This window comes from Streptomyces albipurpureus (assembly GCF_023701525.1).
GTDB classification, from domain to species: domain Bacteria; phylum Actinomycetota; class Actinomycetes; order Streptomycetales; family Streptomycetaceae; genus Streptomyces; species Streptomyces albipurpureus.
This window is the reverse complement of sequence record NZ_JAMQAW010000011.1, coordinates 43,363-67,438: the sequence shown is the minus strand read 5'-3', so window position 1 is coordinate 67,438 and position 24,076 is coordinate 43,363. Positions and strand designations below refer to the sequence as shown.

General features: G+C 67.2%; 20 protein-coding genes and 1 pseudogene. 12 read left to right on the top strand and 9 right to left on the bottom strand.

The window, feature by feature from the left end:
- Positions 1-199 precede the first annotated feature (199 nt).
- The gene (locus NBG84_RS14535) at positions 200-925 is read right to left on the bottom strand and encodes a tyrosine-protein phosphatase (RefSeq protein WP_250919841.1); all 726 of its coding nucleotides are present in this window, start codon (positions 923-925) and stop codon (positions 200-202) included.
- A 247-nt stretch (positions 926-1,172) separates the two neighbouring features.
- Between NBG84_RS14535 and NBG84_RS14530 the strand changes: the two genes are divergently transcribed.
- Genes NBG84_RS14530 through NBG84_RS14505 form a run of 6 tightly spaced genes read left to right on the top strand, consistent with a single transcriptional unit; the run spans position 1,173 to position 6,913 of the window.
- Positions 1,173-1,913 carry a DUF1684 domain-containing protein gene (locus NBG84_RS14530; protein WP_250919840.1) on the top strand — a complete coding sequence of 247 codons (741 nt, stop codon included), beginning with the start codon at positions 1,173-1,175 and terminating at the stop codon, positions 1,911-1,913.
- Positions 1,914-1,961: 48 nt separating this feature from the next.
- Positions 1,962-3,479, top strand: a complete 1,518-nt coding sequence (locus tag NBG84_RS14525; protein WP_250919839.1) for an ABC transporter substrate-binding protein — start codon at positions 1,962-1,964, stop codon at positions 3,477-3,479.
- Positions 3,479-4,444 carry an ABC transporter permease gene (locus tag NBG84_RS14520; protein WP_250919838.1) on the top strand — a complete coding sequence of 322 codons (966 nt, stop codon included), beginning with the start codon at positions 3,479-3,481 and terminating at the stop codon, positions 4,442-4,444. Before NBG84_RS14525 ends, NBG84_RS14520 begins: the two co-directional genes overlap by 1 nt.
- Positions 4,441-5,346: an ABC transporter permease gene (locus NBG84_RS14515; protein ID WP_250919837.1), complete on the top strand. Its 906-nt coding sequence runs from the start codon at positions 4,441-4,443 to the stop codon at positions 5,344-5,346. The genes NBG84_RS14520 and NBG84_RS14515 overlap by 4 nt, the downstream gene beginning before the upstream one ends.
- Entirely contained in the window at positions 5,343-6,143 is an 801-nt protein-coding gene (locus NBG84_RS14510; RefSeq protein WP_250919836.1) for an ATP-binding cassette domain-containing protein, read from the top strand. Before NBG84_RS14515 ends, NBG84_RS14510 begins: the two co-directional genes overlap by 4 nt.
- Positions 6,140-6,913, top strand: coding sequence for an ABC transporter ATP-binding protein (locus NBG84_RS14505; protein WP_250919835.1), 774 nt, complete (start codon positions 6,140-6,142; stop codon positions 6,911-6,913). The genes NBG84_RS14510 and NBG84_RS14505 overlap by 4 nt, the downstream gene beginning before the upstream one ends.
- 19 nt (positions 6,914-6,932) lie before the next feature.
- Here NBG84_RS14505 and NBG84_RS14500 read toward each other — a convergent pair whose 3' ends face one another.
- The 3 genes from NBG84_RS14500 to NBG84_RS14490 form a co-directional block, all read right to left on the bottom strand.
- On the bottom strand, positions 6,933-7,289 hold the full coding sequence (locus NBG84_RS14500; RefSeq protein ID WP_250919834.1) for a hypothetical protein: 357 nt from the start codon (positions 7,287-7,289) through the stop codon (positions 6,933-6,935).
- Positions 7,290-7,314: 25 nt separating this feature from the next.
- The gene (locus NBG84_RS14495; protein WP_250919833.1) at positions 7,315-7,881 is read right to left on the bottom strand and encodes a TetR/AcrR family transcriptional regulator; all 567 of its coding nucleotides are present in this window, start codon (positions 7,879-7,881) and stop codon (positions 7,315-7,317) included.
- 122 nt (positions 7,882-8,003) lie between these two features.
- Positions 8,004-8,339 carry a tetratricopeptide repeat protein gene (locus NBG84_RS14490; protein ID WP_250919832.1) on the bottom strand — a complete coding sequence of 112 codons (336 nt, stop codon included), beginning with the start codon at positions 8,337-8,339 and terminating at the stop codon, positions 8,004-8,006.
- 133 nt (positions 8,340-8,472) lie between these two features.
- On the opposite strand from NBG84_RS14490, the gene NBG84_RS14485 reads away from it, so the two are divergent.
- Positions 8,473-9,438 carry a pirin family protein gene (locus tag NBG84_RS14485; RefSeq protein WP_250919831.1) on the top strand — a complete coding sequence of 322 codons (966 nt, stop codon included), beginning with the start codon at positions 8,473-8,475 and terminating at the stop codon, positions 9,436-9,438.
- Positions 9,439-10,146: 708 nt separating this feature from the next.
- On the opposite strand, the gene NBG84_RS14480 is transcribed toward NBG84_RS14485, so the two are convergent.
- A complete protein-coding gene (locus tag NBG84_RS14480) occupies positions 10,147-10,785 on the bottom strand; it encodes an FAD-dependent monooxygenase family protein (RefSeq protein ID WP_250919830.1) in 639 nt (212 codons plus the stop codon).
- Positions 10,786-10,816: 31 nt separating this feature from the next.
- Here NBG84_RS14480 and NBG84_RS14475 point away from each other — a divergent pair, with 31 nt between their 5' ends.
- From NBG84_RS14475 to NBG84_RS14465, 3 genes are all read left to right on the top strand, one after another.
- On the top strand, positions 10,817-11,095 hold the full coding sequence (locus NBG84_RS14475; RefSeq protein ID WP_250919829.1) for a hypothetical protein: 279 nt from the start codon (positions 10,817-10,819) through the stop codon (positions 11,093-11,095).
- Between the two features lie 837 nt (positions 11,096-11,932).
- Positions 11,933-12,991, top strand: a complete 1,059-nt coding sequence (locus tag NBG84_RS14470; protein ID WP_250919828.1) for an endonuclease/exonuclease/phosphatase family protein — start codon at positions 11,933-11,935, stop codon at positions 12,989-12,991.
- Positions 12,992-13,150: 159 nt separating this feature from the next.
- Positions 13,151-14,173 carry an endonuclease/exonuclease/phosphatase family protein gene (locus NBG84_RS14465; RefSeq protein ID WP_250919827.1) on the top strand — a complete coding sequence of 341 codons (1,023 nt, stop codon included), beginning with the start codon at positions 13,151-13,153 and terminating at the stop codon, positions 14,171-14,173.
- A gap of 70 nt (positions 14,174-14,243) precedes the next feature.
- On the opposite strand, the gene NBG84_RS14460 is transcribed toward NBG84_RS14465, so the two are convergent.
- From NBG84_RS14460 to NBG84_RS14445, 4 genes and pseudogenes are all read right to left on the bottom strand, one after another.
- On the bottom strand, positions 14,244-15,785 hold the full coding sequence (locus NBG84_RS14460; RefSeq protein WP_250919826.1) for a serine/threonine-protein kinase: 1,542 nt from the start codon (positions 15,783-15,785) through the stop codon (positions 14,244-14,246).
- A gap of 237 nt (positions 15,786-16,022) precedes the next feature.
- The gene (locus NBG84_RS14455) at positions 16,023-16,196 is read right to left on the bottom strand and encodes a hypothetical protein (protein WP_250919825.1); all 174 of its coding nucleotides are present in this window, start codon (positions 16,194-16,196) and stop codon (positions 16,023-16,025) included.
- A 335-nt stretch (positions 16,197-16,531) separates the two neighbouring features.
- Positions 16,532-17,284, bottom strand: a pseudogene (locus tag NBG84_RS14450) (putative PEP-binding protein); the annotation flags it as partial.
- A 337-nt stretch (positions 17,285-17,621) separates the two neighbouring features.
- Entirely contained in the window at positions 17,622-17,960 is a 339-nt protein-coding gene (locus tag NBG84_RS14445; protein WP_250920061.1) for a MerR family transcriptional regulator, read from the bottom strand.
- A 1,218-nt stretch (positions 17,961-19,178) separates the two neighbouring features.
- Here NBG84_RS14445 and NBG84_RS14440 point away from each other — a divergent pair.
- Together NBG84_RS14440 and NBG84_RS14435 are read left to right on the top strand one after the other, a co-directional pair.
- Positions 19,179-19,514: a CU044_2847 family protein gene (locus tag NBG84_RS14440; protein WP_250919824.1), complete on the top strand. Its 336-nt coding sequence runs from the start codon at positions 19,179-19,181 to the stop codon at positions 19,512-19,514.
- 119 nt (positions 19,515-19,633) lie between these two features.
- Positions 19,634-23,923: an nSTAND1 domain-containing NTPase gene (locus tag NBG84_RS14435; protein ID WP_250919823.1), complete on the top strand. Its 4,290-nt coding sequence runs from the start codon at positions 19,634-19,636 to the stop codon at positions 23,921-23,923.
- Positions 23,924-24,076 lie beyond the last annotated feature (153 nt).

Here is a 24,076-nt window from a genome sequence, read left to right as displayed (position 1 = left end):
CTGTCAGTCGGGCCACACATCCGGACTGTGGCTAGCCGCCAGCGTCAGCAGTCTCTCATAGGACCCGTGGCGGCCAGTGGACGACCGCGCCCGCCGACATCGGCCCGGGTACCGTCTCGCCGCGTTCGCCCGTACGCGGCCGGCGCACCCGCGGACAGCGGACCTGCTCCCCCTGAGCGAGGAGCAGGCCGCAGGGCCGTCAGTCGAGAAGTTGTCCGCGCAGTGCGTCGATCAGTGTGTCGTCGACTCCGAGCCGGTCGGTCGCGTAGGCGCGTACGGAGCCGTACTCGGCGTTGAGGTCGGCGAGGAAGAGGCGCATGATCTCCGCCGGCGCCCTCCCGTACCCCGGCCAGTTCAGTGCCCGCTCCGGATGGGCGGCCTTCCAGTCGGTGATCAGCTGCTCGGTGGCCAGCTCGGTCAGTGCGAAGTCCTCGATGATCTGTTCCTCGGACACCTCCAGGAGAGCCAGCACCAGACCGGCCAGCAGCCCGGTCCGATCCTTGCCCGAGGCGCAGTGGAACACCAGGGGGTGCTGGCCGGATGCGATGGTCTCCAGCGCTTGACGCAGCTCGCCGGCCCCATCGGTGGCGACCTCGGCGTAGCGATCGGCGAGGTAGCGCCAGGGGTCGAGAGTGGGATCGATCTCCGCCTGGTCATACGGGCGGTGCTCGATGCTGAGGTTGAGATACGTGAGGCCGTCGATGTGAGGTATCCGACCCTTGCCCGCTATCTCCCAGGGGTAGCGCAGATCGATCACCGTCTGTATGCCGAGCTCCTGGAATCGGGCGAGATCCCTGCCCTGGAGCTTGCCCAGGGAGTCGGATCGATAGAGCCGGCCCCATCGGACGGTGTGTCCATCAGCGGTGTAATAGCCGCCCAGGTCGCGGAAGTTGCGCAGTTGGTCGAATGCCACATGCCGTCTCATATCCAGCACTCTATGAGTCCGACCTCGCGGACCGCTGTGGTTCCGCGACATGCGGTGACCGATCCGCCGGCGCCGGGCGATCTGATCATGAACGATTTCAGCCGACTGTCAGTGAATCCATGCCGTCATCTCGCTATGTGTCATAACTTGACATTAGTTCGACTTATGGCAGATAAAGAGCGAGCTTTGGGTTGAACTTCACGCCATGTGACATTTCGGCGTGATGGTTGTCGAATCGTCTACGCGAATGAGTCATGCCGTGTCCTACCCCGTGGTTCTTGATCAGCCGACCCTTGACCCCGTGGGGGAGTGGGAGGCGTGGTGTGTCGAGCGGCGGCGTTCCGTCACTTCCGCCACCGGGAACCTCGCACTGGTGGAGACCCGATGGCTGCCGCGCGGGGAGCACCCCGATCTGGAAGCGGCGCGCAGCGGACAGCCCCGGGGCGTGAGCGTCACCACGGTCGAGCGCACCGACCTGATCACCGGCGAGCCCGAGCGCGCCCTGCGCTTCTGGGACGCTCACTCCTCGGCGATCCAGGACTTTGAGCGCATTGATGTGTTCCCCTATGACCCGGCTTGGGTGCTGGATGCCCGCTACACCCCGATCCCCGGTGCCCGCAAAGTTGGATTCGAGCATATTCGAGACAATGGGGGAACCCGAGACCTCGTTGTCCCGGGCGACATAGCGCTCACGGTGGACGGGCGGGACTACCTGCTCAACGCCTTCGATGACAACGGTGTCCTGCTCCTGGTCTTCGGCGACCCCACCAACGGTGACACCACCTACGGGGCCGGGCGTTTCCTCTTTGTCACCCATACCGGCGAGGGCACCGTCCGTCTCGACTTCAACCGGGCCTTCGTGCCGCCCTGCGGATTCTCCGATCAGTACAACTGTCCGATGCCGCCGCGGCAGAACCGCTTCCACCTGCCGATCCAGGCCGGCGAGAAGCGCCCCGTCCTCCGCGGCGGCGAGCCCCAGCAGTACTGATCACTCCAGCCCCCGTCCGCACCGCAGCACGAAAGCGCCCTCACTGCCATGAGCATCAAGAAGTCAGCCCTGTACGCCACCGCCACGGCCGCCACCCTCGCCCTGACCCTCAGCGCCTGCGGCGGCGGTACCACCACCGGCAGCTCGTCCGGCGGCGGCCACGACCCCGACGCCACCGTCAACATCGGCTCCCTCTACGAGCCGCAGAACCTCGACAACACCGCCGGCGGCGGCCAGGGTGTCACCGAGGCGCTCAACGGCAATGTGTACGAAGGGCTGTTCCGACTCACCGACGACGGCAAGGTCGACAAGCTGCTCGCCGAGGACCACAAGGTCAGCCCCGATGGGCTCACCTACACCTTCACCCTGCGGGACAAGGTCACCTTCCACAGCGGAAAGAAGCTGACCAGCCAGGACGTCAAGTACAGCCTGGAGAAGGTGATCGCCAAGGACTCACAGTCCGCGCGCAAGAGCAACCTCGAAGTCATCCAGTCCATCGCGACGCCCGACCCGCGCACGGTGCAGGTCAAGCTGTCGAAGAAGTCGATCTCCTTCATCTACAACCTGTCCTACGTCTGGATCATCAACTCCGAGGCGAGGGAACTCAAGACGAGCGAGGACGGCACCGGCCCGTACAAGCTCAACAAATGGACCCGCGGCTCCGCCCTCAGCCTGGACCGGTTCTCCGGCTACTGGGGCGACGCGGCCAGCAACAAGCAGGTTGTGTTCCGTTACTTCAAGGACGCCAACGCACTGAACAACGCGCTGCTGACCAACGCCGTTGACGTGGTCACCAGCGAGCAGTCGCCCGACGCCCTGGACCAGTTCAAGAACAACCAGAACTACAAGGTCAACGAGGGCAACTCCACCACCAAGCTCCTGCTGGCCTTCAACGACAAGGTCAAGCCCTTCACCGACGCCAAGGTGCGTCAGGCCGTCTCCGCGGCCATCGACGACAAGAAGCTGCTGGAGTCCGTCTGGGGCGGACACGGCAAGCTCATCGGCTCGATGGTGCCGCCCACCGACCCGTGGTACGAGGACCTGACGGCGATCGACACCTATGACACCGAGCGCGCCAAGAAGCTGCTCGGCGAGGCCGGGTACCCCAAGGGCTTCAGTTTCACCCTCGACACCCCGAACTACGACCCGCACCCGACCGCCGCGACCTTCATCACCTCACAACTGGCCAAGGTCGGCATCACGGTCAAGATCAACACCATCACGCCGGACGAGTGGTACACCAAGGTCTACAAGAACCGCGGCTTCGAGGCCACCCTCCAGGAGCACGTCAACGACCGCGACCTGGTCTGGTACGGCAACCCCGACTTCTACTGGGGCTACAACGACCCCCAGGTCACCCAGTGGGTCGAGCAGGCCGAGCAGTCCTCCACCGCGGCCGAGCAGACGGAACTGCTCAAGAAGGTCAACCGCAAGACCGCCGAGGACGCGGCCAGCGACTGGCTCTATCTGTACCCGCAGATCGTCGTGGCCAGCAGCAAGCTCTCCGGCTACCCCCTCAACGGCCTGAACTCGCAGTTCTACGCCTACGACATCAAGAAGGGCTGATGGCGCGCTATCTCCTGCGCCGCTTCGCCTTTCTGCTGGTATCCCTCGCACTGGCGAGCGTCGTGCTGTTCGTGCTGCTGAGGATGCTGCCCGGAGACCCGGCCAACGCGCTCACCTCGGTGGGCGCGTCAGCGGAGCAGATCGCGGCTGCCCGGGAGTCCATCGGCTCCGACAAACCACTACCCGAGCAGTTCGCCCACTGGATCGGGCAGTTGGTCCGCGGCGACCTCGGCACCTCCTTCATCAGCTCACTGCCCGTTGGCCCCGAGGTCAGCGCACGACTCAATGTGACCCTTCCGCTCACCGCCGCCGCCTTTGCGCTGGCCGTCCTGATCGCCGTGCCGGCCGGCTTCGTGGCCGCGTACCGCCGACGTACCTGGTACGGCGCGCTGCTCAGCGGGATCTCCCAACTCGGCATCGCGATCCCGGTGTTCTGGCTCGGCATGATCTTGATCGCGGTGTTCGCGCTGAACGCCCGCTGGCTCCCGGCCGGGAGTTTCCCGCCGGACGGCTGGGCACAGCCGGGTGAGGCATCCCGCTCCCTGGTGCTCCCCGTGGTCACCATCGCCCTGGTGATGAGCGCCTCTCTGATCCGCTATGTCCGATCGGCCACGCTCGATGTCCTGGACAGCGACTATCTGCGGACCGCGCGGGCCCTGGGATCGTCCTTCGGACAGGCCATGTGGCGCCATGGAATGCGCAACGCCTCGGTACCGGTGATCTCCATCCTCGGTATCGAGCTCGCGTCGACCCTGCTGGGCGCGGTGGTCGTGGAGTCGGTGTTCGCCCTGCCCGGGCTCGGCTCGATGCTGGCGACCGGCATCGCCCAGCACGACTACCCGGTGATCCAGGGCGTGCTCTTCATCTCCACACTCGCCGTGCTCATCATCGGCTTCGCGGCCGACCTGATCCAACGGATCATCGACCCGCGGCTACGGGCCGGACTGTCGGGAGGTGTCCGATGACGACGAAGACCCCCGCGGCGACGGTGTCACCCACCGGGAAACCGGCCCCGATCGGCCGCTCCACAACAGCGCAGAAACGATCATCCAGGCGGCGCTCGTACACCCTGCTGGTCGGCTGCGCGCTGGCCGGCCTGATCGGGCTGCTCGCACTGGTCTCGTTCTTCTGGCTGCCGTACGCAGCCGATGACACCTCCGGCGGGCGGCTCACCGCCCCCAGCGCCGACCATCTGCTGGGTACCGACAAACTCGGCCGCGATCTGTTCACCCAGGTGATGAACGGCTCCCAGATCGCCGTCCAGGCGGGGCTGGGGTCGGTCCTGATCGCGGCCACCATCGGAGTCACGCTCGGAGTACTGGCGGCCTTCGCCCAGGGCTGGCTCGATGACACCCTCTCCGCGTTCCTCGACATCCTCATCGCCTTCCCGACCCTGCTCCTCGCGATGCTGATCGTCGCCGCACGCTCAGCCACCCTCAGCTCCGCCGTGCTGGCCATCGGGCTTGCGCAGAGCGCGGTGGTGGGGCGCTTGGTCCGCATCCTGGTCAAACGAGTCCTGGCGCAGGACTACATCACCGCCGCTCGTACGTCGGGTACCTCCTGGTCGAGGATCGTGGCCGGCCACGTACTGCCCAACATCTGGCCGACCCTCGTGGTGAATCTGGCCCTCCAGTTCGGACTCGCGGTACTCGCCGAAGCCGGACTCTCCTATCTGGGCCTCGGCGCGCCCCCTCCCCATGCCTCATGGGGACGGATGCTCCAAGAGGCCCAGGCCACCTTCACCACGGCCCCGGCGGGTGCGCTCGCACCCGGCATCCTGCTCGTTCTGCTGGTCATCGGTGTGAACCTGATAGCCGATGGACTGCGGGACACCCTCGACCCGACAACCCGAGGCAGGCGGGCATGAGCATCCTCGACATCCGTGATCTGGTGATCCGCACCGCGGACGGGCGCACCCTGGTCGACCACCTCTCGCTGAGTCTCGCCCCGGGCGAACGCCTTGGCCTCATCGGTGAATCAGGCTCTGGAAAGTCGCTGACCTCGCTCGCCGTCCTCGGTCTGCTGCCCGAGGGGATGACCATGAGCGGCAGCATCGAACTGGGCGACACCCAGATCGTGGGGGCGAGCGAACGGCAACTCATCCGGGTACGGGGCCATGACGCCGCCATCGTCTTCCAGGAGCCGCTGACCGCGCTCGATCCGCTGATGCGCGTCGGCCGGCAGATCGCCGAACCGCTCGGCCGAAGGCGAGGCCTGAAGGGCACGGCACTCAAGCGCGCGGTCACCGCTGCCCTGGAGCAGGTACGGCTGCCCGAGCCCGAACGCATCGCCCGTGCCTTCCCCCACGAGATCTCCGGTGGACAGCGACAGCGCGTCGCGCTGGCCATGGCGCTGGCCTGCGATCCCAGGCTGCTCATCGCCGACGAACCGACCACCGCGCTCGATGTCACCGTCCAGTCGGAACTACTGGACCTCCTCGATGCCCTGGTACGGGAACGGGAGATGGCCGTCCTCTTCGTCAGTCATGACCTCGCGGTGGTGGCGAAGGTCGCCGAGCGCGTTCTGGTGCTGAAGGACGGGCGGGCGGTGGAGGAGGGGGCCGTACGGGACATCGTGAACGCCCCGCGCGAGCAGTACACCAAGACGTTGGTGGACAGCGCGCGGCAGTTGGAATCGGCGCTGGTCCAAAGGAGTGGGCGATGACACCCGTACTGGAGTTGCAGCAGGTCTCCTTCGCCTACCGGGGGCGTACCGCACCTGTTGTGGAGGACATCGCCCTCACGGTCAACAGCGGGCAGAGCCTTGCCCTCGTAGGGGAGTCCGGCGCGGGTAAGACAACCCTGTTGCGGCTGCTCCTTGGACTCACCCGGCCCACCACGGGTGCCGTCCGATTCGACGGGGAAGAGCTGAAACTGCGCGACCGTGAGGTGATGCGGCGATTCCGGCGCAGTGTGCAGTGCGTCTTCCAGGACCCCTACTCATCGCTCGATCCGCGACAACGCGTCGGACAGATCGTCTCCGAGCCGCTGCGCGCACTCGGTATGGACACCCGGCAGACCGCGGTTCCCAAAGTGGCCAGGGCCCTGGAACAGGTCGGGCTGCCGGCCGATACCGCGGAGCGGTACCCCCATGAGTTCTCCGGTGGGCAGCGTCAGCGGATCGCCATCGCCCGGGCAACGGTGTGCGGCCCGCGGGTACTGCTCGCCGATGAACCGGTCAGCGCCCTCGATGTGACCACCCGCGTCAAGGTGGTCGACCTGCTCAAGGAGCTCAAGCAGGAACACGGCTTGACCCTGGTGATGGTCTCGCACGACCTCTCGGTGGTGGCCTCGCTGTGTGAGCGGACCGCCGTTCTGGAGAACGGCCGGATTGTCGAACAGGGAACCACCGCGGAGGTACTGGGCGCGCCCCGCCATCCCTACACGGCCCGTCTGGTGGCGAGCGTGCCGCGGCTGCCGGCAGCGGGCCCCTGACCGCCGCCGCCCCGGGAGCTCACCGGGTGGGGATGGCCGCTTCGACCAGCGCGACCGTTGTGCGCGGGTCGGCGACCTGAAGGACGAGCCGGGTGTACCGCTCGTCGGTCAGCTCGATGACGATCACCTTGGCGGCATCGCGGACATCCCAGAACACTTGTCCCTCCTTGGTGCGGTAGGTCCCAGAGGTGATCACACCGGGGAAATGGGTACCGGGGGAGCGCAGCCCCTTGGGCTCCTTGACGATTCCGGGGTCGGCAGTCGCGCCGCGAACATGAGCAAGCGGTATGACCAGTCTGCTCTTGAGCGCCCAGAGCTTGCCGAGCCCCTCGATTTCCACGATCAACTGATCGGCTTCGATGCTGACACGGGCCATCTGTGCTCCTTGGGGTGAGGGTTCGTCAGGGCTGTCTAGCCGCGCTGGGCAAGACGCTCGGCCAGCGCGGGCAGGCGTCGTTGACCGCGTCAGCAGCCGCCGGATCGCCGGATCGGGTCCGTAGGCGAAGCCCGAGGAGGAGCGCGGTGAGGGCGACCGCCGCCCCGGGTGGTGGGGCGGGGCCATCGGTCCCCATGGCCGCCGCGGTGGCGCTGTCGAGCGCCGCGAAGGCGCGGTCGACTATCTCGGCGACCTCGGTGTCCACCGGCGCCCGCTCGACCGAGGCCAGGAGAAGCAGTTCAAGACCGGCCCCGCCGACGGGGGCGGCCAGCGCGATGCGCAGCCCTTCGACGGCGTCCGGCGCATGGGCGATCCGATCGGCCAGGGGAGTGACACCCTGGTCCAGGGACCAGCGCAGGGCGGCCAGATAGAGGCCGCGTTTGCTGCCGAAGGTCTTGTACAGACTGTTGCGGTGCAGGCCCAGATGAGTGACGAGATCGTCGATGGAGATGCCGTCGTAGGACCGTTCCGCGAACAGCTCGGCCGCCGATTGCACCACTGCGGCCTCGTCGAATCCCCTAGGTCGTCCCATGGCACAACCATAGGAGGTTAAGGAACAATCAGTCAAGAACGATCGTTCCTTAACCTCCCGACCCGCTCCGCGGGGACCCTTTCGATGGATTCCCGGTTGAGGGGTTCAACGGCGGCGGACGCTCACTCCCCGCTCATCGCGGCGGCCATCCGCAGGTGGGGAGCCGCCTCGGCGGCCCGGCCCTGGCGCTCCAGGGTGCGGCCCAGCATCAGCCGGGCGTAGTGCTCCACCGGGTTCAGCTCCACGATCGCTCGCAGCTCCGCCTCGGCCCGGCCGAGCTGTGCGGAGTGGTAGTAGGAGCGCGCCAGCAGCAGTCGCTGGGCGATCTGCTCCGGGGCCTCGGCGACGAGGCCGCGCAGGATCCGGGCCGAGGTCTGGTACTCCTTGGCGTCGAAGAACATCTGCGCACGGTCCCACTGCTCGGCGGCAGTGCCGAACTCGAAGTAGGTCTCGCTCACTGGTTCTCCTCCTTGGAGTCTGGTGTCATCCGCTGCTGATGGCTTGAACGGAGCAATGGTAGTTGAATATTCCACTATTGTTTGGGGTGTGGGGGCTGACCGCTCCCACCCGCACAGGAATAGGTTGAGCGCCATGAGCAATCTCGATCGTCAGGCCGCCCCCTCCGTCTGCGGCGGTCGCGGGTTCGTCGTCTCCGAGCCGGTACGTGAACTCCTCAGTCCGCGCCGTGTCCAACTCGGCGAATCCACCGAGGTGCGTCGACTGCTACCCAATCTCGGCCGCCGGATGGTCGGCGCCTGGGCCTTCGTCGACCACTACGGCCCCGATGACATCGCGAACGAGCCTGGAATGCAGGTCCCACCCCATCCCCATATGGGACTCCAAACCGTCAGCTGGCTCCATGAGGGCGAGGTACTGCACCGCGACAGCACCGGCAGCCTCGCGACGATCCGCCCACGGGAACTCGGTCTGATGACCTCCGGCCGGGCGATCAGCCACTCCGAGGAAAGCCCCCGATCCCACGCCCGCTTCCTGCACGGCGCACAACTGTGGGTGGCGCTCCCTGACACCCACCGGCATGTGGAACCACACTTCCAGCACCACACGGCTCTCCCGACGGTCACCGCACCAGGCCTCACGGCCACCGTCATCCTCGGCGCCCTCGACGGCGCGACTTCGCCCGGTACGACCTACACCCCGATCGTCGGCGCTGACCTCACCCTCACCCACGGCGCGGACCTGAACCTGCCGTTGAACCCCGACTTCGAGTACGCGGTGCTCTCCATGTCGGGAGAGGCGGTGGTGGATGGAGTCCCGGTGCTCCCGGGCTCGATGCTCTACCTCGGCTGCGGACGCACCGAACTTCCCCTACGGGCGCGCTCGGACGCCGGCCTGATGCTGCTGGGCGGTGAACCCTTCGAGGAGGAGCTGCTCATGTGGTGGAACTTCGTCGGCCGTACCCAGGCGGAGATCGAACAGGCCCGCAAGGACTGGATGGAGGGCACCCGCTTCGGCGAGGTGAAGGGCTACGACGGCGGCCCGCTGCTGGCTCCTGAGCTTCCACCGCTGCCGCTGAAGGCGCGGGGGAGGGTGCGCTGATCCGCTGTTACGTCGTTCACTGTATGCCGCTGGCTGGTGTGGTCGGCGGCATCGAACGAGGGTCTTCCTGGGGTGGGTGGAGGGTGCCGGACGGTCTCCGTGGAGTGTCCGCCGGGCTGTGTCGGCTTTCCCGTGTGTGGGCGCCTGTAGGCATCTCTGGGCGGACTGATGCTGACCTAATGCTGACTTTGCTGATGGTTCGCCAGGTGACTACTGGGCACATGGTGGCTGGTCCGCGAGCTGGCACTGAGTTTGCTCGTGCGACGGTGTGCGACGCATGCTGACCTCGGGCGCGGGTCGGCGCATGAGGGGCTTTGGGTGTGAGTACTGGGGCAGTTCCCACGGGGTCTTCTTTGTGGGGATCCCACAAGAGGCTGCTGGGGCGCTCTACTGGCTGCCTTGAGGGTCTTTGTCCGTCGGGGCGTCCCTGGAACGACTTGCCAAGCTGCGGTGGTGCGGCGGCTTTCGGCGTTCTGGCTGCCGACCACGGGATGCGTGGCAGCTGGGGCCCGGATCTCGGTGGGAGGGACGGCAGTGCCACTTTGCCTCTCTGTTGCCGCTGCCGTGGATGCGTTCGTCTTGCTCGGCGCATGGTGACGGTGGTTGGGCGTCGCGAGATCAGGTGCTGTCGCTGTGCGGGCATAAGGCCGTGAGCTTGTGCACCGGATGGGCGCTGTCCGGGAGTTCGATCCGACTCGAATGCTTCCCTCACCGCCGAAGTGCCTCGACCGGCTGGTTCCGGAGACGGCTTCTGAGGATTCTACGGAGGATGCGTGGGTGGACGAGTGTTGAGGGAGAGTCCACGAGTGCGAGTGATCTGAGCATGGCTGTCGCGGTTGCCGGATCTTCTGCGGCGGCCGCGGACAGAAGCCGGAAGCCGGAACCGAGGAGTCTTGCGCCGAGGCCGGCCTGAGAGAGGCTGTAGTCGCCGCATTTGGCCAGCCACCAGGTGGGATAGGTAGTGCGGTGAGCTGTGCGGAAGAAGCGGCGAGCCAGTGGCGCGGAACTCTCCTCGGCAAGACACTCGCCGAGTGCGATCGCTTCAGCGGCCGCCAGGGAAACCCCGGCACCGTAGACGGGGTTTACCGAACAAAGGGTGTCTCCGATGACAAGAAGTCTGCCGGGGAAGCGTCGCAGTTGGTCGTAGCGACGGCGAATCCCGCACGGAAAGCGGTACACCGCGATTGGGTCCAGCGGTTGAGCGCTCTGAAGGTGGTGCATGACGTCGGGTGGAGCAAGAGTGGCGGCCAGCGCAAGGAATTCCGCGTCATTGGACGGTGCCTTGTGGTCACCGTAGATCTGCAGGGACGGAACCCAGGTGGCGTTCTCCTGCGCAGCGAAGACCATTCCGCGCGGCTGTGATGATGTGGCGCGGATCATGACTGCCCGGGCCGTGCCGTTGGATGAGCCGGGTGACATTCCGCGTGTGGCGGTGGAGGCCCGAATGGGGCATGAGCTTCCGGGTGTGGAGGGTGTGTACAGCGAGGTGACGGTTGCGATGGAGGAGAGAATCGGGGAGTACCTTCAGCGCGTATGGGAGAAGGAAGTAGTGGGTGCGGGGTTGTGGACGCCTCCTTTTCCCATGCCGCTCCCAGATGACCTGCGCAATGCTGCTCTGTCCCTGTTCAGCGGCCTTCCTGTCTTGGAGTACGAATGATCGTCTGGATCAACGGTGCGACCCAGGAAGTCGCTGGTCAGCGGCTTACCTGCTGGAATGCCTTGCAGATATCTAACCCAAGTTGGCTTGTTCTAGCTTTACTTAGCCCTGCTGGGAAAGATCTTTCTCCCATTCGTCACCCATGGGGGCAAGGGGCGAGCCCCGGCGCTGGTGAGCCGGTTTTGAGGTCTCGGCCCGTCTGGCGATGAGGCTCCGGGCACTGATGAGACCGACCTCCGCAAACACCATAGGGATCCCCAGGAAGACCGTCTTGGCGTCCATGGCACATCTCGTTCTCTCTCAGGCAACAACCGGATTTCGGCATCCTCCTGGCAATCCATCGGAACATGTTCCCGTGGATACGACTGTCCGCAGCCCGCTGCTGCCGGCAAGGCTGACGTCTCGATATCTCTGGCCTCATCTGCTTGCCAAGCCGTAGAAGCACTCTCCCCATGCGCAGAGGGCCTGGTGTTGGCGTCACCCGTTCCGCCCTCCAAACCCCCGGAGACACCGGGTAGGCCGACTCCGATGGTGAACTTGCTCGATTGCCCCTCGCTGCCCTTACCGTCCTGGGCGAGATAGGGGAAGCTGCGTCCCCGGGGCTGCCATGGAGTTCAGGGTGCCCCCAGGTCCCCGGTTGAATCCCCGCTCCACGCCCTCGGTGCTGGTGGTGGCGAGACCCAGCCTTGCCCTCCCGGCGCTCGCGAGACCTGAGATGTCCGCGGACAAACCGAGTTGTCCGTAGTCGACCTGCGGTTTCACCCGTATCGCGAGACGGACAAAGGTAGGGGACCGCACCGTGGAAACGAGTCGTCCACGTGCCGAGGAGGCCACGTAGTGTCTGCCCTTCGCTCCCGCTTTCCCTCCTGCGATTCCGCGTCCCAGCCCGCCCGTTCTCCACTGACCCGGCTCCGCCCCCCACTCATCCGCGCCACTCGCGGCGCGGCGGTTCTGCTCCTCTCCGTGCTGCCGCTCGCCGCCGAGGGCACCGCCGCCGCAGCCGACACGACGAACCTCCCCGCCAAGGTCTCGGCCCTGACCTGGAACGTCTGCGGGGCCTGGCGGGGTTGTGCGGAGTGGGACGAGCCCGAGGCGAAGGTCGAGCGGGTGGTGGAGGTCGTTCGCCAAGACCCGACCGTCGCCGTCATCATGCTCCAGGAAGTGTGCCTGGGTCTGCACGCCGAGCCACTACAGCAGCAGCTCGGGGACGGTTGGTTGGTGCGCTTCCGAGCTGCTCCGCACACCGGGCCGGGGGAGAGCCCGAACGGCGTGGTCTCCTGCGACGCTGACCGGCGAGGGCTACCTCCGGGCGACTCGCCGAGCCCGCTGCTCGGCGGCGACGAGCAGGGCGGGCAAACCCGGGACCAGCGCGCCCAGATCGGCGGAAGGCGGGATGTCGCTGGAGTGCTCGTCGCCATGAGGAATCTGCCGGGCAGCCAGCTACACCCGGTCAACATGACCTTCGTCCAAGACCCGTCGCAGGGGGCTGCCTGCATCAAGGACACCGGCAACCTACTGTTCGCCTGTAGCAGCCACTTCATGAACGAGCGGGCGGACCCGGATCGTCGCAGCCGCATCGCGAGCGGTCATAACTTCCGCGACCAGTCCTTCTTTCTGCAGGAGCAGGGGTACCGGACCGTCATCGGCGGAGATCTGAACGCTGCACCGGACAGCGCCCCCCTGCGACCGTTGTACGACGGGAACTTCGAGGCGGATTCGACCATGAAGACACCGACCTTCTGGTCGAAGGCGCTCGTCAAGCTCGATCACATCTTCTTCAGCGATCACGGCTGGGACTCGCTCGGGGCCGGCATCTTGTTCCCCGGCGACCTGTCGGACGGGCACTGGCTGAGCGACCACCTCATGCTCAAGGGCTCGGCAACCCCGACGAGTTGACCCCGGCGAGCTGGCCCCGCCCCGCTGACCGCGAGAGGAACTCACCCCGATGAGTCGGCCGCGAGAGGCACCGCCGCGAAGCGAACTGACCGTGCAACGCAGTGACCCTGAACCTCACCGACGTGCAACGCAGTGACCGAGAAACGAGAGAGGAAGCTCATGAAATCGCATACCCGAATGGTGCTGGTCGTCGCCGCAGTCCTGTTGGCCACCGACGCGGTCAATTCCACAGCGGCCGTCGCTGAGCCGCCGGCCGCAGTGGAGTACCAGATCGGCACGTTCAACATGGCTGGTGGCAACAAGCACCACGGGTCCAAGGGACCCGAGGCCCCTGAGGCGCTGGTGCGCAGCATTCAGGAGCGCGGGCCGGCCTTTGTCGCCGTGCAGGAGGGCTGCGCGGACTGGAGCGACCACCTGCGGGCCCGGCTGGGCGGGTCGGATGGGAGCCGCGAGCACGCGGTCTTCTTCAACCCAGTGAAAAGGGGCGTCTCGGGACCCGATGGAAGGTTGGGGGACCCCGGTGTTCCGGATGAAGCGCTCGCCGACGCCACATGCGACAAGAAGCCGGTGGCCTTCGGCAACGGCGTGATCGTCCGTACGGACGTGTTCGGGCCGGCTCAGGAGCTGCGGGTCGAGGAGCACCCCCTGACGAGTGCGGTGATGCGTCAGGCCGTGTCCGAAGGCGGGGAGAAGGCCGGTAGGTACGCCACGAAGGAGCGTCGCGAGATGCTCTGCGTGAGGTCGGAGGCACGGCGGATGGCCGCGTGTTCGGTGCATCTCACGCACGACGACCGCGACCTGCGCATCGCCGAGGCGTCCATGGCCCAGGTCATCCTTCGGGATGCCTATGCGGGATACACCACACTACTGGGGGGTGACTTCAACGACGATCCGCTCTCGGCCACGGCCGATCACTTCTACGCCCCGGGCTATGAGCGCGGCGCGCAGGGCGAGTTCAAGGAGGCGGACAGCCCGTGCGGAAACGAGGTCAAGCGCGGCTTCACCACCCGGGAACTCTGGTGGCCCTACACCTACTGCCGGTCCGGTGAAGCCACTCTCAACGGTGACAAGATCGACGCGTTGTACGTGCCCCTCTCGGTCGAGGTGAAGTGGGCGGACGCCACGAGCGCACAGCACTCCGACCATGTACCGCTGTGGGCTGGGGTGATGCTCCGGGCATGATGCCGAGCACGTTCCGGTAGGGCACGGGGGCGAGCCGCCCCGTGCCCGCTCCGAATCGAGGTACCGGCCCTCAGCCGGCCCTCAGCACTCCGCCCGGCGGGCCGCCCATCGCACTCCAGGAGCCCCCTTCCGTCGATCGACGGAAGACGGCCTTGCCATCGGCGCTCACCCGGTATACCTGTCCGCCACCCGCGGCGAACGCCGACCCGGCCTCGCCCCAAGGGAGCCAGATGTTGGGCTTGCCGGTGTACTTCCACAGCCGTCCGGTCTTCGGCGCCTCGCTGAACACCGCGTCGGCGTCGGCGTGGATGCGGTCCGACGGTCCGCCGATGTAGATCCACTTCGCACTGTGGGCGCTGCGCGCGAAGACGGCGGTTCGCTCGGGGTCGAGCCCGTAGAGCTGGGAGTCGCCGACCGCGAACTGAGCGCCCGGCGTACCGGCGAAGACCCAGTCGCCCGGCTTCCCCCGGTACTCACGCAGACCACCGTCGTCGGGGGCACTGGCGTAAAGCCCCGCTCCGCCGCCGTAGAGGTGCTCGGCCGGCCCACCCACCGGCGACCAGGCCTTTCCCCGTCCGTTCCACCGGTGGATCGCGGAGCGGTCCGCGGCCAGTCGGTAGACATGCGTGCCGCTGATCGCGAACTCGGCGCCCGGCTCACTCACCGGCTGCCAGATGTCCGGCTTGCCCCCGTAGACGAGTAGACGGCCATCGGGAGTGGTCACGAAGACACCGGCGGGACCCGTCAGGAGGCTCGTGGCCCGGGCGCCGATTCTCGTCCACCCCGAGTCCCGGATCGTCCAGCGGTACACCCCGCCCGGGGCCAGCACATAGACGTCGTCTGCGGGCCCCGCCGAGATGACCGTGGGAACGACTGCCTCCGCGGCGCCGCCCCGGTGCGGGCTGACGGGGGAGGGGCTGGGCGTCTGGGCAGCCGCTTGCGGGGACGAACCGTGCGGCCGCTGCACGGCGATCAGTGCGATGGCGGCGATGGCAGCGGAGAGGGCAGCCGCCGCGAGCCACCGGGAACGACGGGTCTGCGGTAGCGACTTGACCAGTGCCACGAGGAGAATCCGCACTCGTCGCCTACCACCTGGCGTTTCGCCGGTCCGGGGCGGCACTGTCACGCCGCTCGCCCCGACGCCCGGAACCGGACCGGTCGCTTCGCCCGCGCTCCCCGCGCCCGGATCGGCACCGCCGTCCCCCGCTGGTGGCCTCTGATCCCCGGTGCTGTCCGGGGCCCTCGCGGCACCGACCGACCCGGCGGAGCTCCCACGCCTCTCATCAGGTAATGGCTCCCCGGCCAGCCCGCCCTTCGCCGCCTCTTCGGCGGCCTGGTGGAGACGGAGCGCCCGCTCCCACAACTGGGCACGCGCCCGGGGGTCGTGGGCCGTCAGATCATGCAACAGCCGTTGCAGTAGGTGAAGAGGGATGATCTTCTCACCGGACCGGTAGGTGCTCCAGGTGGTTCTCTTCCCTCCGTACCCTCCGTATCGTTCCTCCAGTTCACGGAGGGTCCACAGATGCGTCAGCTCGCGCAGGAACCGGGCGAGCGCATTCGCGGCCTCGGTCTCCCCCTTGAGTTCCCCCTGCGCCCGTCCAGGTCTGCCCATGAACCGCTCCCCCTCTCGCGGCCGTCGCCCGGTACCTCGGGCAGCGGCCATGACATGAGAGAAGGGTCTCAGCCCAACCCACGGCGCGCCGTGGGTTCGGGATCTCACTGCGGAGAATGACCGATACGACCGAGTCCTCTGTGGTGCGCCCGATGCATCGTTGGTAGCGTAAACGGCCCTTGCAGCAACGGCCCTAGGCGGAATGGCCCAACCGCCGTGGCCAACGGACAGCAGACCTCAGCCCGGCCTGCGCAGGGCTGTACGAGCGGGGACCACACTGGCCGCCAACCCCAGTAGCAGGCAGCCGGCCACCGCGCCCGTGACCCACGACCAGGCCACCGCCAACTCCACCGGAAAGCCTATCGTGTTGCGTAGTCCGCGTACCATGCGGACGAGAGCGGGCGCGGCCACGGCGAGACCCGATTTTCGTAGCCGGAGATCATCTCGGTGGCACGGTCGGCCGGTCGGCGTAGCGGGCAGCCTGTGGCCGTGCTCTCTTGAACTCGCCTGTGTCTTAATGCAGTTGGCTGACGAGTTGGTTGGTACGGTCGAGGACTCCGATGCTGTGGTGGCGGTCCGCGCCCGCACCAGATCCGGTGAACCGGCGGGTTGTCCGGGATGCGGTAGCAACGGCTTCGCGATCTCCCACAAGCCGTCCGGAACGATCCATCTGCACCGCCGCCTCCACATGTCCAGCACAAACGCTTGCAGCAGCACAAAGCGGCCGCGAGCCCGGCTCGCCGACGCTATCTGCCTGCTCGTCCTGGACACACACCGCCCTGGTGCCATCGCTCCTGAAGAAGCACCTGCTCGAGTTCGGCGGTGCACATCATGTAGCCGTCCGGCGTCGGCAGGCGTTTCAGGTAGTGGACGAGATCCACACCCAGCGCGAACACTCTCACCGGGACACCTGCGGCATGCGCGGACTCCACCACCCTGCTCAGTCCGTCCAGCACGGCGGGGTGCCGGGTTTGGTAGGAATCGGCCACCAGGTGGTTGGTCCGGTCCGCAGCGAGGTAGAACTGCACCAGGTCCTGCGTGCCGACGAATAGTTCGCTGGCACCTGCGGCGCAGATTGCCGCTGTGGCGTGCACCGCTGCGGGTGTCTCGATGAACGCGGACAAGGACACGTCCCACGGCACCTCAAGCTGCGTCCTGATCTGGGCGAACTCCTCTTCATCATTGAGGAACGGAACCGAAAGACGCACTCGGTCCGCATCCTCACCGAGCCGATTGCGCAGGGACCCGAGCACGGTGTGCAGGGCGTCCCGGTAGGCGGTCGAACCCAGCAGCCAGCGAGCGCCGTGCAGGCCGAGTTCGGGGTTGGGTTCTACCACCACCGGGGCCAGTTCGGTGATGCTGGCCGCGTGGTCGGAGCGGAGGTCGAGAAGCCTCAGGACCAGTCGCTGGTTTGGCAGGAGTGCGTCGACGAAGGTGCACAGCCGCTCCGCGACGGCATGCCCGTAGCCCGCGATGTCGTCCGGGCCGCCGTCCTGAGCGAGGAAGCCGAAGCCCTTCTCCGCGTTGAACTACTTCACCGTTCCCGTAGCCATGTCTGATGCCTTCCAGTCGATGAACGCCTCCACAACGCGCGGAAGGCGGAGGTGATCACCCTGGTTCCTGCGGCACAGCACAGCAAAACGCCCACACCGAAGGCGTGGGCAAAGGGGGGCCGAACCACGACAGCTGACCTGGACGGTACACGCCCACACACCCCGTCATCACAAAGAACCACCCGCGCGCCACACCCCGGCATCCGCGCACAGGGGGACTGCTAAACCGTTTTTGACAGACCCGCGCAAGGCGCGCGCCGCTACCCGGCGGACACGCACCACCTCACGCCGCGGTCTCCGGGTTCGCTGATCCGACGGAGCGGCGGTATTCGGCGTTGATGCGTTGGGCTTCTTCGAGTTGGTCCTCGAGGATGATGATGCGGCAGGCGGCTTCGACGGGGGTGCCGTGGTCGACGAGTTCGCGGGCGCGGGCGGCGATGCGGAGCTGGTAGCGGGAGTAGCGGCGGTGTCCGCCGGCGGAGCGCAGTGGGGTGATGAGGCGGGCGTCGCCGATGGCGCGGAGAAATCCCTGGGTGGTGCCGAGCATCTCGGCGGCCCGGCCCATGGTGTAGGCGGGGTAGTCATCGTCATCGAGCCGAACGTATGAGTCGCCTGCTGTCATCTGCACCTCTCATATCGTGAACGCGTGGAGGGGCCCTGGTGCCATGGCACCAGGGCCCCGAAGGAACTGCCACACCATCTACCGGCTTTGGTACTGCGCCGGCCTACTTGTTCCGCACCAGCTCACGGGGGGTGAGAGCGTGTGCGGGGATCGCGGTTGCTTGACCGGAGACCACCTCACTATCGATGTCCTGCGGTACCCGGACTCCAACTTCCGCCCGGGCGATCCTGATGGCGCCGAATTCCTCCGTTCATCCCTCTGGGATCCATCACTTACCTACTACTACTGGTACCGCGTACCGCTCAGTGACCTGACCGAGCGCCACTCTTCGGCAGCCAGCCCCGTCGCCCATCCTGCGTCTTCTCTGGCTTAGAACCCCACTGCCGAACCTCCCGATGCGCGCGCCCGCAGCCGACGCCTTCACCGAGGTACAACTCACCTACTTCACTGCTGAGTCCTACGAACTGCGCTGACGGGTACCGCCAAAGCGGTCCCGCTGGCGGTGGCCCCTGATCACCGCGGGCCACCCGGTCCGGTCGTCAGTCCCGTCGCCGTCCTGCGACCGCACTGGCTTCGCAACTCCACCACCGCACCGTCTTGCGTACTGCAACCACCTGTACTGCTGCTCGGCAGTTCGTCTCTGCCGGGCCTTGGTGATCTCGGCTACGAGGGAAACCATAACCACACCACCACCCAATGTCTACTCCAGCCGAGATAGATTTCTGCCTTCCTGGCGAAGAGGTAATCGACCTCGAATAGTGAGGAAGGTCCGCTGATGAGTACAGGAAGGAGCAGCGCCCCGCTGCCTCTCACCGTCACTAAGCCTTTTCAGTGTGGTCACCGATCGAGTGCCGGGGCTGCTGGCGGCACGGGACCGAGACGCCCGAAGCTCCCGTGCCGTTGGGGGAGAGGTTTGAAGTCTCAACCCATCGGAACAGGAGCATCGTTGGTTCCCGATCCTGCCGCCTCGACCTACCTCACGCCCTAGCCGAGTGGATCACGATGGCTCACCCTCACCCGCGAGAGTCACCGCGCCTTGGCGCACGCCTAGCTGTGGCTCTCCGTGCCTCCCGCTTACTGGGCGGTGGTCCCTCGAGGGTGCGACATCACAAACCTTTTTTCGGGGGCAGTTTCGCTCCACCCACCTACTTGATCTCCTTCTCGCAACAGACTTAAAGTTGTCGGCGGTTCGGCAGGCGGGTTCTAGCGGGGGGCGCTATGGCACGAGTCGGAGACATGCAGCTTGGGGACGGCACCGCCGTCCGGGTTGAGCTGGAGGGGCCCGGAGCCGAGGAGAGCGGGATCGGCAGAGTGGGGCGCGGCTCCGAGCTGGCGCGCGCCTCCGCCGAGACGCTTCAGGAGGCCTTGGCCCATGTCCGCCCTGCCGTCGAAGCGGTCGCGCGGAGTGTGCGGGACATGGCTCAGCCTCCCGACACGGTGAGTGTCGAGTTCGGAATCAAGCTGTCCGCGGAGGCCGGAGTGGTGGTGGCCAGGACTGCGGGCGAGGCGAATTTCGCGGTCACTCTTGAGTGGAATCGCGATCGTTCCGCATGAAAGGTCCCTCGCGTGCGCGCGGGGCGGGGATGGTCGAATCCGGCCTGGTGCGCTTACGGGCAGCATCATCGGCGCGTCTGTTGGCGGACGGTTTGTCGAGTTCAGGTGCCTATGGCCCAGTGGTCGGGGCCGGTTTCCTTGTCGCCCCGGACATCGTCTGCACCTGTGCGCATGTGGTGGCTGACGCTCTCGGCCTGCCGAGGGATACCGAGAGCGCCCCCACGGACGCGGTGCGCGTCGAGTTCCCGCTATTCCGGGACGTCGGGGGTCGTATTCCGGCGGTCAGCGCCACGGTCGTCTCCTGGCAACCCACCCGCGAGGAGGACGACAGCGGAGACGTGGCGCTGCTGCGGCTCCACCATCCGGTGGCGGGCGCGCGTCCGGTGCCGCTCGTCGACGGAACTGCCGTCTGGGGCCACGAGTTCCGGGCGTACGGATTCCCGACCGGCGGCGACCACGGGGCATGGGCGACCGGCTCACTGCGGGGAGTGCAGGGGTCAGGCTGGCTCCAGATGGACGCGGGCCCGGGAGGAGCGCCGATCCAGCCAGGATTCAGCGGATCGGCTGTCTGGGACGACGCGCAGGGCGGTGTCATCGGTATGACGGTGGCCGCCGGGCGAGGCGGGCTGAGCGGCACCGCGTACCTAGTTCCGTCTTTCGAACTGGTAGACGAGGACGTGATAGCGCCGCAGTGCCCCTTCCAGGGGCTGGGCACCTTCGACGAGGACGACGCTGCGTTCTTCCACGGCCGCGGAGCAGACGTCGAACGCCTTCGCCGCGCGGTCCAGACCCGTCCGGTCACCGTACTGGCCGGGCCGTCCGGGTGTGGCAAATCGTCGTTGATCCGAGCCGGGTTGCTGCCCGGAGTGCGGGCAGACGGCCTGACGGTCTCTCTGATGCGTCCGGTCGCGGGCCTCCGGCCAGAGGCCGTGCTAGCTCAGGCACTGACGGCCGTGCTGGAACCAGACGACGGGGAGACGGACCGGCTGCGCCGGGCGGCGGAGCTCACCGGCTTACTCAACAAGGCTTCGGACGAGACCGCAACGGCAGAGGCGGCCTCCGGCCTGCGCTCGGCGTTACGGAGACAGGGCGGTCGGGCCGGCCACCTCTTCGTCGTAGACCAGTTGGAGGAGTACGCAGGCGCCGCACCGGACGCCGCACGAAGGCTGTTCCACCTGCTGTTCCACCTATGCGGCACCGCCGACGGGCAGTCCGGCTCCGCCCCCCGGGCAGTAGTCACGGCGCGCCCGGACTCCATCGAGGCCCTGATGACGGCCGAGACCTCGTCTGCACTCAGCGACGCGGTGATGTTCCTCGCGCCGCTCGGCCCCGACGACTTGCGGAACGCGATCACCCGGCCCGTCGACGCGGTGCCCGGACTGTGGCTGGAGCCCGGACTCGCCGACCGGATCGTGCGCGACGCGGCGAACGAGCCGGGCCGCATGCCGCTCGTGGAGTTCGCGCTGACCCGCCTGTGGGACCAGCGCGAGCGGTCGATGCTGACCCACGCCGTGTATCAGGACCTCGGTGGAGTCGCCGGCGCTCTCGCCGGGTATGCGGAGGATTCCTTTCGCGCCGCGGTCCGGGAGGACGAGCTCCCCCTCGCACAGGCGCTCTTCGTTCAGCTTGCACGTCCGGCAGACCAAGGCGGCTATACCCGGCGTCCTGCCCCGGTTGCCGATATGGACCCCGCCACGTTGGCGCTCGCACGCCGTCTCTCACCCGGAAAGCTGATCGTCTTCGGCCGCACCGATGAGGGCACGGAGATAGTGGACCTCGCGCACGAGGCCCTGACCTGCCACTGGCAGCGGCTGGGTGACTGGCTGGACGAGAGCCGCAAATTCCGGACCTGGCAGGAGGATCTACGCAAAGACCTGACGCGCTGGAAACAGACGGGTAGGGAGACGGGCGCCTTGCTGCGCGGCAGCGTGCTCGAGGTGGCCGTCGAGCACGTCGCCCTCCGGCCGACAGAGATCACCGCACTCGAGCGCGCGTACATCGGTACGAGCCGCAAGTTCGCACGGCGGGCACTCCGGCGCTGGCAGGCGCTGGTAGCAATGCTTCTGGCCCTCTTGGTAGGCACGGGCGTGCTCGCCGATATGGTTCGCGACAGCAGCCAGAAGGCGGAGCGGCAGGTGCGTACCCTCGCGTCCCGCGCGCTCGCCGACGCGTCGGGCGACAGGGCCTCCCATGATCCCGGGAGCTCGATCCAGCTGGCCATGGCAGCCTGGAACGCCGACGACACGCAACAGGCACAGGAGGCGCTGCTGCGCAGCCATGTCACGGGGGAGTACCTGCGCGACAGCCATGTCGGCCTCTGGCCTGGGCGGGCGACGCGTCTCGACACCACACCGGACGGTCGCACTGTGGTGGTGTGGTCCAAACCGGCAAGTGCCGCGCCCGCCGTGGTATCCGTGGTGACAGGGGCATTGGGCGGCTCGCCCCGGTCCTACGCACTGCGCGGGGCGCCCACCGGCGAGATCAGCTCCGAGATCAGCTCCGACGGTCGGCACTACGCGGTGGCGACACCGGACGGCCGGGTGTTCCTGTGGCGACTCGATGGCGAACCGCGCGATCCCCTACGTCTGAAGACCACCGACACGGCTGATCGCGTTGTGAAAACGGCCGATCTCGACTTCAGCGCAGACGGAACGCGGCTTCTTCGGCTGCTGGATAGACCCCGCCCGCAGGATCATGGCCGGCAGGGATTCATTGAGGCCTGGACTGTGGCCGACGGCGCTCCCTTGCCGGTGGCCAAGGATCTCGTTCCGAGTGGGGTGACGCCGGACGAGGCCGCGTTCGGCGAAGACCCCGATACCGTCGTACTCCGCTGGTCCAGGTTGCGCGACCTAGTCAGCGTTGTGGAGCTGCGGCAACTGGGCTCCGGTGACATCGTACGGCCGATCGTCACCGGCGTCCCGCGAGGGAATCTACGACTCCAGGGAGGCGGTGACTACGCCGTCGAGCAGCGTGGTAAGGACCTCCGGTCCCCCATATACGTGCACAACACCACCACCGGCGCGTCCTGGCCCCTGCCCGGCAGCGCGCTGCTGCCGGACACCACGGGCGGGTACGTCATGCAGGACGAGGAAGCCGGTGGTTTCGCAGAGGTCGCCCTCACCCGGCTGCCCACCGGGGAGACCTTCAGGACACGGGTACCACGCATCGAGGGCGAGGACAACGTGACCGCCGCGATCGCCGCTGTGAGGAAAAAGGGCGAACCGGTAACTGTGCTGGCCACAGTCGTTGGCACGCTGATGGTGCTGGCCACGGAGCCCGGGGCTCCGCTGACGGAGGAAAAGTTCAACCCGAGCAGCGTGCCGGACGCACTGTCCCCCGACGGGCGGGCCGTCGCCTGGGTCACCGACGTGCGGTTGTACGTCCGCGACACCGTCAGCGGTCGGGACCACTCCGTAAAACTTCCCGCAAGCATTTCCAGCAGGCCGAATTGGCGGGTGTCCTGGACGCCGGAGAACCGTCGGCTCGTCGTGTGGCAGTCGAACGGCACGGAGCTGCTCGTCTACGGAGCCGACGACCTGAACCGCAGGAAGGCCGTCGAGCTCGACGTCGGCGCAGACCCCGGAAATCCGCGCAGCGCGTTGGACTGGGTCACCCCTCTGGCGGGCGGTGACATTGCCGCTCTGACGGTGGGAGGGTCGCTCCTGCGGGTGGACTCCGTCACCGGCCTACAAGTGGGACGCCCCGTGTCAGTCGAGCGCACGGACGATGCGCTCATCTCGCCCTTCCGCTCGTCGGGACAGCTGGTGCCGCGACCGGACCACCCGCACCAGGTCGCGGTGGTTACCAGGGCGGGCGTTACCCGGGGCACCATCCAGCTCTGGGACACCCTTGCCGGTCAACGGATCGGGGTCCTGTCCGGTGACGCGATCAGACCCGTCTTCGATGACTTCATGAACCGCGCCCTTGCCTTCTCGGCCGACGGCCGGAGTCTGTTGGTGCAGAGTGCGGACGGCACCGTCCACCGGTGGTCGGTGGACCAGCGGAAACTCACGGGGCGCCCCATGGCCGTGGATCACTTGGACAACTTGGTCTCTCTGGCCTCGGACGGCACAGCGATCACCGAATCCCCTGGCGGCTACGACCTGTGGGCGACCGACACAGGCCGTCATATCGGCGCCTTCCCCACCGTGCTCGACGTCAGGAGGACAGCAATCGTCTACGAGGACCGCTTGGTCGCCTATGTCAAGGGCTGGCGGCAGACCTACAGCCTTCTTCGCGCGAACTGGTTCCCGCACCTCTGCTCGTCGGCCGGGCGTGACTACACCGAGGAGGAGCGCAAGCGCTTCCTGCCCGTGGGTACTCCTTCGGGTCTTCCCTGCGAGAATGCGCGCCCCTGGCGTGGGGAGCCGTCTACCGACGGGCTGGTTGCGACGGGAGGAACTGCGTGAGCAGGCCGCCGGCCAGGTCGGGTGGCGAGTTCCGTGGTGGAAGTCAGGCGGCTGCTCCTGGCCGTCCTCGTCCTCTGCCCCGCCCCGCAGCGGCTTGCGGATGCGGTCCGGCCTCGGGCTGTCGCGGTGCGGCCTCGGCTGCGATAGCGGGTG